At 38.4% G+C, this 13,589-nt stretch carries 7 protein-coding genes; 6 read left to right on the top strand and 1 reads right to left on the bottom strand.

The window, feature by feature from the left end; translation table 11 throughout:
* Positions 1 to 31: 31 nt before the first annotated feature.
* Positions 32 to 6,535: a M36 family metallopeptidase gene (locus tag ACJJVW_RS06160; protein ID WP_405251064.1), complete on the bottom strand. Its 6,504-nt coding sequence runs from the start codon at positions 6,533 to 6,535 to the stop codon at positions 32 to 34.
* 266 nt (positions 6,536 to 6,801) lie between these two features.
* Here ACJJVW_RS06160 and ACJJVW_RS06155 point away from each other — a divergent pair, with 266 nt between their 5' ends.
* The 6 genes from ACJJVW_RS06155 (at position 6,802) to ACJJVW_RS06130 (ending at position 13,509) form a co-directional block, all read left to right on the top strand.
* Positions 6,802 to 9,813 (top strand): leucine--tRNA ligase, encoded by a 3,012-nt coding sequence (locus ACJJVW_RS06155; protein ID WP_405251063.1) that lies wholly within the window; start codon positions 6,802 to 6,804, stop codon positions 9,811 to 9,813.
* A gap of 89 nt (positions 9,814 to 9,902) precedes the next feature.
* Complete coding sequence (locus ACJJVW_RS06150; protein WP_405222032.1) at positions 9,903 to 10,172, top strand: SemiSWEET family sugar transporter; 270 nt, start codon at positions 9,903 to 9,905, stop codon at positions 10,170 to 10,172.
* A 125-nt stretch (positions 10,173 to 10,297) separates the two neighbouring features.
* A complete protein-coding gene (gene ald / locus ACJJVW_RS06145; protein WP_405251061.1) occupies positions 10,298 to 11,404 on the top strand; it encodes an alanine dehydrogenase in 1,107 nt (368 codons plus the stop codon).
* A 190-nt stretch (positions 11,405 to 11,594) separates the two neighbouring features.
* On the top strand, positions 11,595 to 12,296 hold the full coding sequence (locus ACJJVW_RS06140; RefSeq protein WP_405251060.1) for a zinc metallopeptidase: 702 nt from the start codon (positions 11,595 to 11,597) through the stop codon (positions 12,294 to 12,296).
* Between the two features lie 146 nt (positions 12,297 to 12,442).
* Positions 12,443 to 12,760 (top strand): thioredoxin, encoded by a 318-nt coding sequence (trxA, locus tag ACJJVW_RS06135; RefSeq protein ID WP_035335387.1) that lies wholly within the window; start codon positions 12,443 to 12,445, stop codon positions 12,758 to 12,760.
* Positions 12,761 to 12,960: 200 nt separating this feature from the next.
* On the top strand, positions 12,961 to 13,509 hold the full coding sequence (locus ACJJVW_RS06130) for a ClpP family protease (RefSeq protein ID WP_035338043.1): 549 nt from the start codon (positions 12,961 to 12,963) through the stop codon (positions 13,507 to 13,509).
* The last annotated feature ends 80 nt before the right edge of the window (positions 13,510 to 13,589 follow it).

The raw sequence follows: 13,589 nt of genomic DNA, 5'->3' as shown, positions 1-13,589 counted from the left end.
TTTATTTAAAAAATAATAGTAGTATTCTAACCTATTCTACTATTAACCTTTTTGTGATAATCTGGTTTGATTGATGAATCAATTGAACCAAGTAAATACCAGTTTTAAGCTCACTAATATTGAAGCTCGTATCTAGTTGATTTTCTTGTATTCTTTTCGTTAGAATATGTTTGCCAAGGAGGTCGTAAATCTTAATTTTTTCTGGCTTATATGTACTATTCCAAGTGACTTTAAAATTTGATGACGCTGGATTTGGGAAAATTTTAATGTCATTATTAAAAAATTCATCTGTGCTTAATGCACAAACATTATTAGGGTCTGAAACATTAACCTGTACTGTACATACCGAGCTATTACCTGAAACATCTGTCACTGTAATTTGTACATCAACAATACTGGTAGTTGCATTTGCTAAAAGTGAAACGTTATCTATCATTGCTTTAGCAGGTCCTAAAAATTCTTCAGGAATAAAAGCGCTAAACTCAAGTGTAATTTGTTCACTGCGATAAGGTAGTAGTGTGTTAGTTAAATCAAGAGAAATGGTTTCATTCCTAAAAGACTCCCCATCTGCTGGGATGATATCTTCATAAACAACTTCGATTTCAGCACCAGAATCGTCGTAAATAATTACTTCTAGTTTTCTGTTTTCAAATCCGCTTAAATTAAAGTTTGCAACCCAATCAAAACTCAAAAGGGCTTCAAAGTCGCTTTCATTTTCACTTGTAGGAATAAGAATATCTTGGGACAATCTATAAAAACTATTGCCAAAGCCATCAAATGAAGTAAATGCAGCGGAGAAACCATCGGTGGGAAATATTTCGTCTACACAACAACATATATTTTGCGAATCTGGTTGAGCTTTCCAAGGTTGAGAGCACGATCCATCATCTGTTCCATTTTCAATTGTTGATTCCCAGAAGTTTAAGTCGTTTTCAAAACTGCCATTTTTAACTAGTTCCGCAAGTGCAATTGTAGAATAATTATCACAAGTGATTTCAGATGGCGAGATATCTATTTGGAGATTTGTATCGCAATTGTCTATGATATTTCCTGTAATAAGATCCTCTACATTTAGTATAATACTTCCAGAACTGTCTAAAACAACATCAATAGAAGATAAACAGTTTATTATAGGAGCAGTAGTGTCAATTACAGTAACTGTAGAGGTGCATTCACTCGTGTTCCCATCTACATCTGTTGCTATTACAGTTACTATGTTTTCACCAATATTAGAACAATCTAATTGATTAGGAGTTACCGTAAAAGTAAGCGCTTCACCATTACAATTATCTACAGGTAATGTTCCTAAAAACATCAAGTCTTTTATATCAGCATATGAACCTGTAGGATTTATTAGTAATTCAGTCTCTTGACTTTCAAGGTCAACAGTGTATATAATATCGCAGCCAAATGTTGAGCTCGCAATTACTTTTCCTTGTCCGACATACTCAATGCCTTGAGCACTACAGCTATTATCGTTTCCTGGCGTAAACCAAGAAAATAACTCTGTTACTGTACCAGTCGATGTATCAATTGCAAAAAGGTTTACAGGATTAGATCCTGTGGAGTATAGAAGTCTATTTTGATCAGTGTCAAAGGTCATTCCAGCAGCTCCGGAAGAGTTGACAGATGCAATAACTTCTGTATTACCAGAATCGATATTGTAGCTATTAATCTCACCACCATTAAATACCATATAGAGTGTTCCGTCTATACCAAAGGCCATATCTTGAACTTGATTTGATCCATTTACAGAAATTATTTCAGAAATAAACGTAGGTTCTCCTTCCTCTTCTTGTAAATCAATACTATAGAGTGCTCTATTTCCTGTTTCTGGCACTCTTCTTAATAGATATAATTCACTAGTTAACGGATTTTGATCAAAACCATAATTTCTGTCTGCTCCAGTACTATAAGAATAAGAAGAATCTAAAGTTAAGTCATCAGTAATCGTATCATAACTATATTTTGCAATGTTTTGATTACCAAAGAAAGGGTTTAAAGCGTAGAGTGTCCCTATTTCAGATTCGCCAGCAGCACCCAGTAAAAGCGCAGCATCTAGAACAACTATACCATTTTCTTCAAGATTTACAGTTATATCAGTACATTCTAAATCTGGAATTACACCAAGTATTTCTATAGTTTGTGTTGCTTGGTCTTGAAGTTCACAGGCATTAGTGTACGAGTAGGTGATTTCGTAAAATCCTTCTCCTATTGATGGGTTTAGTGTGAAATCTATACCATTATTATTATCCGTTACTCCTGAGCCAGAATATACTCCTCCAGAAGGAAATCCTCCACCCAAAATAATTTCACCTTGATCTAGACAAAATGTACTTTCTGTTGCAAATGTAACATCAACTGTTGTTGTGACAACTGCTGTACTAGTACAAGATGTAGTATTCCCTAGACTATCTGTTGCTGTAAGAGTAATTACATTTTCTCCTAAATTAGAACAGTCAAAAGTACTAGGAGTCACCACTAGAGTTAATGGTTCGTTGGTGCAACTGTCAAGAGGTTTTTGAGAGTATAACAACAGGTCTTTGATATTGGGGTATGATCCAGTAGGGTTGGCTAGAAGAGATGTCTCAAAAGAGGTGAGGTTTATCTCATAAAGAATGTCACAAGAAGATGTTGCTCCTGCCATTAAAGTGTTGTTTCCTATGTATTCCAACGCTTGTGCCGAACAAAACTCGTTGGGCCCTGGTGTAAAAAACACCCCTATATTATTGGAACCTCCAGTAGAGAGATTTACTTCATAAATATTCACAGGACCTGTACCTGTGGCATACAATAAACGATCATTATCAAAATCATATGTTATTCCTGTAGCTCCAAAAATATTTATAAACGCAAAAGGAGATGAAGCCCCTGTTTCTGTATTTATAATTTCAAGTTCCCCATTATTATAAATAGCGTATAAGCTACCGTTGTTGTCAAAGGTGATGTCTATTATTTGATTACTACCATTTGATGAGGTTAAACTAGAAATAAGTTGTGGATCTATAGAGGGGTTGTTAAGATCAATCCTATAAAGAGACCTTACACCTCCTGCAACTTCAGAGGCTACTAGGTATACTTCACTTGTTTCTGGGTGTTTGTCAAAACCGTAATTTCGGTCTAACCCTGTAGAGTAGTTAAAACCTGAATTAAGTTCAAGGTTACTACTAGTTTGATTAAATTGATATTCGGCTATATTCAATATACCAGAATTTGGATTTAACGCATATAAAGTACTTTCAAGATTCCCCGTAAAAGTGCTGGAGTCGAAAACATCTTCCCACGACACTGTTGCTGTCCCCTCGTCATTTAATGAAATGGTAATATCTTGACAGGACACATCAGGAATACTAGATATAATTTCTAGTGTAACAGCGGCTGTACCATTTAAGCCACAAGAATTTTCAGATTCATAAGATACTGTTACAGAACCCTCGCCTGTCATAGATGGGTCAATTGTAAATGTTTGCCCATTTCCATCATCTGTAACACCTGTTCCAGAATATACTCCACCAGTAGGAAGCCCTCCTCCTAAAGTAACGCTAATTTGATCAGCACATAATACCTCTTCTTGTTCAAATGTTACAGAAACGTCAGAAATTATAGTAACCGTAGCTGTACAGCTTGATGTATTGCCTTCACTATCTGTTGCGGTTGCTGTTACTGTATTTTCTCCTAAGTCAGAGCAGGTAAAAGTGTCGATATCTATAGCTACAGTTGTCGCATTTCCACAATTATCAGGAAAATCTCCTGTATTAGGAATGAATGCTATAAAATCATTTGTTAGGGTAAACTGCGTATTATTACGCTCATCAAGAACGTAACCTTCGGTACCATCAGCATTTTCAATCCCCTGGCTCATTATCCCAGATTGTGTGATTTCAGTGGTATGAATTTCTATCACTGAGCTATCCTCAAACAACTTTAATTGTGTTGTTACCTCTGGAGTAGAATCACAACATAACGATATGTCAATAAAGTCTAATATAAATATTCTGTTAGGTGCTGCACCTGTTGTTGTGTATCTAACGATTCCATTTCCACCTGGAGGAAAAAGATCTGACCACGCAAAAGCGATATAGTTGTTAATTGCACTCTGAGATGGAATAAATTCTCCAGAGCAACATCCTGAATTACCCGTGTTTTCAAAAGTTAAAAATCCATTAGATGAAATACGAGCTGTTGAATATGTGTCTCCAAAAAAATTAAAATCAAATCCAAGAGATACTGGGTCTGAAGTCTGATCATCAGATAAGTTTAATGCAGTGCCTCCGGAAATGTCTTCAGGAGAAAACACACCAGATTGACTTATAGTATACCCATTCCCAGGTGAAAAATTGGTTACTACGTCTTCCGGAATGATTTGTGCATTTCCTTCGGCATCAAGTGTTACTGTGATGTCTTGACATATAATAATAGGGTCGTCAGATTTAACACTAAGGATTGCAGTTGCTGTATCACCTCCATCGTCGCAAGGGGAGTCTGCTACATATGATATAAGGTGATCATTTATACCAGCTATAGTAGGGTCAAATGTAAAGGTTTGCCCATTCCCATTGTCTGTTACACCAGTACCAGAGTATACACCGCCTGTAGGTAAACCTCCTCCTAATACAATAACATTTGCAGAAAGACATATAGGTTCTTCATTTAGCTGAAAAGAAGTTGCTGGAGAATCAAAAGCTTCTGTACCATCAAAAAGATTAAAAGAAGAGCCTTGGTCTGCACTTAGCCCTAAACCTCGCTTTGCAAAGGCATCCCAAATACGACATTGATTAGCTCCTCCATATAGTGTAAGGTCTGCGGCGAGTATAGCGTCTCGACCATCTACAAAACCAGGGTTGCACGGTTGTAATTTAAGTCCTTCTGTAACGAGAGCTATTGCAATATTATTTCCGCCAGTACCATTGTAAATGTCTGGATCAAAACCGTACTCTTCTATAAGATTCCAAGTCATTTCCCATAACATTGCTGCCCACACAGAACCTACGCCGTGAGGGACAGAAGTGTTTTGAATACTATTATAGGTGCGCGGGTCTTGAGAGAAATCTGTAGTATATGGAAAATCACGGATACCTCCATCGTCAGGACCTTGCTGGAATAACCAATTACCCACTGGTCTTAAGTCTGTTCCTACATCTTCTGGCTTAATAGTCATAACGGTGCCATACCAGTCGCTCCATCCTTCCCCCATTTGTTCATCATTAAATAGACAGTCAGAGTTTGCAGCCCCACCGGTAAGACGAGTTGAGATGCCGTGACCGTATTCGTGTATGATTACTTGGTTGTCTAAATCTCCATCCCTAGAGCCACAAGTATACATTTGCATTCTACCTGAAACTCCATCTGGAGAAAAGCTAAAGTTTGCATTGCACTCTCCAGAATTGTCTTGAGCTTCAGCATTTACGTGATCATTACCTACACCGCCATTGTCATAATTGTTCTCTTGATAGTTTCCACTAGCCTCATCAAAACCATATTGGTATAAGACATCATGCACAATATTGTTCCAATAAAAAAGATTTGTAATAGCAGCGCTTTCAGATTGATTTCCATTACTAAAAACTGTGTTTATAGGATAATCAAAGAAAAGGTCTAAACCTCCATCTGGTTGAAATCCTGTATTGTCACCATCTTCATATGCATTTACATTATTCCCTCTAGTAACAGTGTATTCAGCACCTGTTATCCCATTTGTGTCGTGCCATCCAAATGGTGAGGCCATAGTGTTAAAAACCCCAGATACTTGGGAGCGATCCCCTTCAAAAGGTGAGCCCAGCGGTAATGGGTATACAGTATATGTTCCATCCATAAAAGCAGCATCTACGGGAGGAGAAGCTTTAAGTGTTGTTTTTTTTGCTGTCGTGAAAGCGGTTGTATGAGTACTCTCACTATGATCGTGATTTACAGTACAGGTTAAAGTCCTATTCTTTTTTGAAAGAATGTTACCATTTGTGGCATCAACAAAAAAGTTGTACCAATTTTTGCTTTGGGTCTCATTTATAAAAAGTTCCCAAGTAGCAATTAGTGCTCCTTGATTTGTAACAGTATATACTTTTTTTACTGGAATAGGGTCACGAGATGTGTACGGACTCTTAAATGTCCTAGTGTTTGTTTTTGCATCATAAGATATTTGATTTAGTCCACCAGATGCGTAGCCCATTTTAGTCACCACAGATTGTATTGCGGCAGTTTCATTGAGTATGTGAGAAGTGGACTTTACCCTTGTTTCTATATCCCTATAGAAGTTAATGTGACTCTGTACTGCCTTACCGTTTTTAATGTGGACACTGCTTTCTGTTCCAATAACCTCAATGTCATTATAGGATTGCCTAAAATAAATGTGTTGTATACCGCTTGTAGAACTAGTGTGCTGACTTGTGATTTGATAAGCAGCGATGTCAGAGGGTTTGAGCTGTTGTTTTGCAATGTGAGAAACAAGAATCTTGTCAATGTCTCTTGAAGTGGATTGCGCATTTACGGCAAAAGGTAATAGACATAAAACCACAATAATTGTGTGTAATTTTTTGATCATGAAAAGGTTGATTGATTGATGTAAATAACTTAAAGGGTTAAATCTAAGAAATTTCTTACACTTACATGTTCTGTTTTATTTATTTTCTTGTTCTTAACTATCACCTTTTTAAATGATTATACTTTATCTATTAGTAATATTCTATTTTAAAAGTTAGTAGCTATTGATTCTTTTGGTAAAGTGTTTCCCCATAATTAATTGTAAATTTGCCCCCTTAAATGAGGATGAGCACGCTTTCGCGAAAGCGTATAAATAATACATATACCATGAAATACCACTTTAACGAGATAGAAGCCAGATGGCAACAATACTGGGCAGATAAAGGCACTTTTCACGCGTCAAATAACAGTGATAAACCTAAATATTATGTGCTTGATATGTTTCCTTATCCTTCTGGAGCAGGGCTTCACGTGGGTCACCCGCTTGGGTATATTGCAAGTGATGTGTACTCGCGTTACAAGCGTTTAAAGGGGTTTAATGTGTTGCATCCACAGGGATATGATTCTTTTGGATTGCCTGCAGAGCAATATGCAATCCAGACCGGGCAGCATCCTGCAGTGACTACAAAGGTGAATATTGAGGGTGGTGTAGATAATCAAGGAAATGTGATTGCTGGTTATAGAAAACAGCTGGATAAAATTGGCTTTTCTTTTGATTGGAGTCGTGAGGTGCGTACCTCAAATCCTGAGTACTATAAATGGACGCAGTGGATTTTTACAGAGCTTTTTAATTCTTGGTATAATAAGGATACAGATAAAGCCGAAGCGATAGAAACGCTGGTTTCCGCTTTCGCGAAAACTGGAAATGCCGAGGTAAACGCTGCCTGTGATGATAATATCACACCATTTACTGCAGAGCAGTGGAATGCATTTACAGAAAAAGAACAACAAGACATCTTATTACAATACCGTCTTACCTATCTCGCCGAAACGGAAGTAAACTGGTGTCCAGCACTTGGAACCGTACTTGCAAACGATGAGATTGTAAACGGAGTTTCTGAGCGTGGCGGTCACACAGTAATACGCAAGAAAATGACGCAGTGGTCAATGCGTATCTCTGCCTATGCAGAACGATTAATACAGGGGCTTGAAGGAATAGACTGGAGCGAATCAATAAAAGAAACACAGCGCAACTGGATAGGTAAATCTGTTGGAGCGATGGTTACGTTCCCTCTTAAAGATCATGCCGAAAGTGTAGCGGTGTTTACGACACGCCCTGATACGATATTTGGTGTGTCTTTCATGACACTAGCTCCAGAACATGAGTTAGTAGCTCAGATTACAACTCCAGAACAAAAAGAAGCAGTAGAAGTATACATTGAAAAAACTGCAAAGCGTTCTGAACGTGAGCGTATGGCAGATGTAAAAACGATCTCTGGTGTATTTACTGGAGCTTATGCAGAGCATCCTTTTACAAAGGAGCCTATTCCAGTATGGATAGGTGATTATGTGCTTGCTGGTTATGGTACAGGAGCCGTGATGGCAGTTCCTTGTGGTGATCAACGTGATTATGACTTTGCAAAGAAATTTGATATTGCAATTCCTAACGTTTTTGAAGGCGTAGATATTTCAGAAGAAGCTTTTTCAGACAAGGCAACTACGGTTATCACAAACTCAGATTTCTTAAACGGATTAAAATATAAGAAAGCCGTAAAACTTGCGATTTACGAGTTAGAAAAAATAGGCGCAGGAGCAGGTAAAACAAACTATAGATTGCGCGATGCAGTGTTTAGCCGCCAGCGATACTGGGGAGAACCTTTCCCAGTGTATTATGAGAACGGAATCCCAAAGATGATTGACGTCGCTCATTTACCTATTAAACTTCCAGAAGTTGAAAAATACCTGCCTACAGAAGAAGGTGAGCCACCATTAGGTCGTGCAGATGTATGGGCATGGGATACAAATACAAATACCGTTGTCTCTAATGATCTTGTCACTTCGAGTGCAGACGAGAACTCTCAAAACGGAATTTACCCGCTAGAACTCAATACCATGCCAGGATGGGCAGGAAGTAGCTGGTATTTCTTTAGATATATGGAGAAAGCACAGCGCGATGAGGTGTTTGCTTCAAAGGAAGCAATGGATTACTGGGGTAATGTAGATTTATATATAGGAGGATCTGAGCACGGAACTGGGCACTTATTGTATTCACGTTTCTGGGTGAAGTTCTTAAAAGATAGAGGTCACGTAGGTGTAGATGAACCTTTCCAAAAGATGATCAACCAAGGGATGATTTTGGGGACTAGTGCTTTTGTGTATAGATGGGAGTATGGATTTACTCCAAAGGGTGCTGAAAAGCGTAAACCAATTTTTGTTTCTAAAAGTTTAATTGAAAAATCTATTAAAGAAGGAACATTTCTTAACGATGGAGAAGAATTTAGGGCAATTCTTGATAACCTCATAAGTAGTCATGAAGGTCTAAGTTCCTCACCCACATCTTGGTCAGTATTTACGCCAATCCACGTAGACGTTTCCTTAGTTAACGCATCTGATGAACTTGATGTGGAGGCTTTCAAGAACTGGCGTGAAGAATTTAAAAACGCTGAGTTTATCTTAGAAGATGGCGTTTACAAAGTAGGCCGCGAGGTTGAAAAAATGTCTAAGTCTAAGTACAATGTCGTAAACCCAGATCAAATTTGTGAGCAGTACGGAGCAGACACCTTACGTATGTACGAGATGTTTCTAGGGCCACTTGAGCAAGCAAAACCTTGGAATACGGCAGGAATTACAGGAGTACATAATTTCTTAAAGAAATTCTGGAAGCTCTACCACAATGGAGCAGACGAAGCTTTTAATGTAACAGATGAGGCGCCAAGTAAAGACAGCCTCAAAACATTACATAAAACAATTAAAAAGGTAGAAGAAGATATAGAGAACTTTAGTTTTAATACTTCAGTATCTACATTTATGATTGCTGTAAATGAGTTAGGAGCACAAAAGTGTACTTCTCGTGAAGTGCTGGAGTCTCTGGTAATACTCATCGCTCCTTATGCTCCGCATATCGCAGAGGAAATTTGGAGCAAGCTTGGTCACTCAGAAAGTATCTCTGAAGCTCCTTTCCCAATATTTGATGCAAGTCATCTTGTAGAAAGTGCAAAGAACTATCCTATCTCCTTTAATGGGAAGATGAAGTTTACACTAGAATTACCACTTGATCTATCTAAAGATGAGATAGAAAAAGTAGTTATGGCAAACGAGAAAACACAAATGTATCTAGATGGTCGTACGCCTAAAAAGGTGATTATTGTGCCTGGTAAGATTGTAAATATAGTAGGGTAACACCTAGCTGTAGTATAAAGCTTGCTTGTGTCCAAATAGCTCACGAGCAGGCTTTTGTTTTGTAATTACATTAATAATACGTTGTTGCTATGGCAGGAATTGATAACATAGAAATTATAGGTCTGGTTGCAGCCACGCTTACTACGGCGGCTTTCTTGCCTCAGGTGTATCAAACTTGGAAAACTAAGGATGTCTCGGGCTTAAGTCTTCCTATGTTTACTATGTTTTTTGTAGGGATTGTATTCTGGCTCGTTTATGGGGTTCTTAAAGAAAGTCTCGCCATTATCTTAGCAAATGCTGTCACAGTGATTTCTTCTTTCTTGTTGCTCTATTTTAAAATCAAATATGATAAAAAATAGCATTTTCAGATTACTAGAAATTCATAGCTATTTTTAATAATATCATTATGAGAGCCTTTGATTTTTAGCATTTTATAATCTGCATTTTTTTAAGTTACTGTTACCTTGATGCCAAAATTTAAGCAATGGTAATAGGTGTTCCTACAGAGATTAAAAACAATGAAAACAGGGTGGGCATCACACCCGGCGGAGTCTATGAACTCGTAAAGAGAGGTCATAGCGTACATCTTCAAAAAGGAGCGGGGTTCAATAGTGGTTTTACAGATCAACATTATATAGATGCGGGTGCAACAATCCTTGATACGATTGAGGAAATCTATGCAAGCGCAGAGATGATTGTAAAGGTTAAGGAGCCCATAGAACCAGAATATAAGCTCATTAAGAAAGATCAAATCGTATTCACCTATTTTCACTTTGCCTCTAGTGAGCCGCTCACCAGAGCGATGATTGCGAGTAAATCTATTTGTATAGCCTATGAAACGGTTGAAGAGGAAGACCGTTCGCTCCCGTTGCTTACGCCTATGAGCGAAGTGGCAGGTCGTATGTCTATACAGCAAGGAGCGCGATATCTAGAGAAGCCTGTAAAAGGGCGAGGTGTACTTCTAGGTGGAGTTCCTGGAGTGAGTCCTGGTAAGGTGTTAGTCTTAGGAGCAGGAGTAGTGGGAATTCAAGCGGCAAAAATGGCTGCGGGATTAGGTGCCCATGTAACCATCCTAGATATTAGCATGAAGCGACTACGTCATGTAAATGACATCATGCCGCCACACGTGGTGACAGAATTTTCAAATGAATTTAATATCCGGAAGCATATAAAAACGCACGACCTAATTATAGGTGGTGTTCTTATTCCTGGTGCAAAAGCCCCAAAGCTTATTACTCGAGACATGCTCAAGGAGATGCGTCCAGGTACCGTAATTGTAGATGTTGCAGTAGATCAAGGTGGTTGCGTGGAAACCTCAAAACCTACTACGCACGAGGATCCAGTCTTTATTATAGATGATGTAGTGCATTACTGCGTGGCAAATATGCCTGGTGCAGTGCCTTATACTTCCACGGTAGCACTTACTAATGTCACCCTGCCTTATGTATTAAAAATTGCAGACCAAGGTTGGAAATCTGCATGTCTTAAAGATGCTACTCTTAAAAAAGGAGTTAATATAGTAGGAGGTGATGTCGTGTATCAAGAGATTTCGGAGGTTTTTGATGTGCCATATGTTCCGCTAGCAATATAGGTTGTGGGTTACGCTTTCGCGAAAGCGAACTTTTAAAAACAACATATGTATTCCATAATCTTATGTAGTTGTCATTACAACGAGTATTTAAGGCTCTTGATAGTAAAAAGATGAATTGTAATCTTGGCTTAATTTGTGCATAATACTTTTGTAACTTTAGAAACCTAAAACAACTTTAAAATAAACGACTATGTTAGGAGGATATATGGGCTACTATATTATTGTAGGAGCTATCGGGCTTGTGAGTATGCTAGTAAGCAACAAGCTCAAAAGTAAATTTAAACATTATTCAGAAGTGCAATTGCGCAACGGGATGTCTGGAGCAGAGATTGCCGAAAAAATGCTAGCCGATAATGGAATTACAGATGTAAAAGTAATTTCTGTAGCTGGACAGCTTACAGATCATTACAATCCTAGAGATAAGACAGTAAATCTTAGTGACGTGGTTTATGGGCAGCGCAATGCTTCGGCAGCGGCGGTTGCTGCACACGAGGTAGGTCATGCTGTACAACACGCTACAGCTTACAGTTGGTTGCAAATGCGATCTAAGCTTGTACCTATTGTAAACATTGCGTCAAAAATGAGTATGTGGGTTATAATGGGTGGTGTTGCATTAATGGCTTCTACCGCAATAGGTGGTACTGTGGCAATTATAGGTCTTGCATTATACGCAATGGGGACTATATTTAGTCTCATCACATTACCAGTAGAGTATGATGCTAGTAACCGTGCATTAGCATGGCTTAAGGCAGAAAATATGGTAACACCACAAGAGTACGATGGAGCAGAAGATGCATTAAAGTGGGCTGCAAGAACGTACCTCGTTGCTGCTATAGGGTCGCTAGCTACCTTATTGTACTTTGCGTTACAAGTTTTTGGCAGCAGACGATAGGGAGTGTTATACTGTCAAATAACTCATGATAAACTGTCACAATGACGCTATAATCAAAGCTGATATAAGCGTTGTAAGGTTTGGATTAATTATTGACTAAGTTTGCATAGTAGAATTAAATAGAATTACAATTAAAATATATAGTTATGGCATTAGAAATCACAGATGCGACATTTGAAGAGCAAGTATTAAACAGCGATAAGCCTGTATTAGTAGACTTTTGGGCTGCTTGGTGTGGACCTTGCCGTATGGTAGGACCAGTAATCGAGGAGATCGCAGGAGAATACGAAGGTAAAGCTATCGTAGGTAAAGTAGACGTAGATGCAAACCAAGAATTTGCAGCAAAATACGGAGTACGTAATATACCTACAGTTCTTATGTTTAAGAACGGTGAGGTAGTAGGACGTCAAGTAGGCGTTGCTCCTAAGGCAACTTACACAGAAGCTATCGACGGACTTTTATAAGCCCAAGCTTTTTATAAGATTATCAGAAAGGTTTGGCACTGTGCCAAGCCTTTTTGTATTTTTAGAGCGCTGTTACTAGAGTACGCTTTCGCGAAAGCAAAACAATACAACACGTAGCAGTTTTGATTACTAAAAGAAAATAATGATGAGGTTTCTGTCTAGGCAGGAACGATAAATAGCCGTAATCGCGGCATATGTTTATGGAAAAGAAAATGAAAGTACAAGACGCAATTGACAGTCAGTTGCTTGATGATAGAAAGATATTCCTCTGGGGAATGGTAGATGATAAAAGTGCAAAGCACGTGATAGATCGTCTTCTATACCTAGATGCACAAGGTCATGGTGAGATCCAACTGTTTATTAATAGCCCAGGAGGTTATGTGACATCTGGTTTTGCAATGTATGACACTATTAAAATGATTAAAAGTCCAGTTTCTACTATCTGTACAGGTCTAGCGGCAAGTATGGGGTCACTGCTTTTATCTGTAGGAGAGAAAGGGCGTCGTTTTATACAGCCACACGCACGTGTAATGATACACCAGCCATCTGGTGGAGCACGTGGTCAAGCTTCTGACATTGAAATTACGGCACAAGAAATTGTAAAAACAAAAGAATTGAGCGCACAAATCCTTGCTGATAACTGTGGTCAAACTTTTGAAAAAATAATGAAAGACTTCCAGCGTGATCACTGGATGGGCGCAGAGGAGTCTGTAGCTTACGGGATTGCAGATGGGGTTTATGAAGGATAATTTCCTTTATAATTTTATGAGTAACACAAAGTGCGGAATTTATTCCGCACTTTGTGTTTAATGTATCAAAACATATATCT

The sequence above is a fragment of the Dokdonia sp. Asnod3-C12 genome, assembly GCF_045063975.1.
In the GTDB taxonomy this organism is placed as follows: Bacteria; Bacteroidota; Bacteroidia; order Flavobacteriales; family Flavobacteriaceae; genus Dokdonia.
This window is presented reverse-complemented; position numbering and strand designations above follow the sequence as displayed.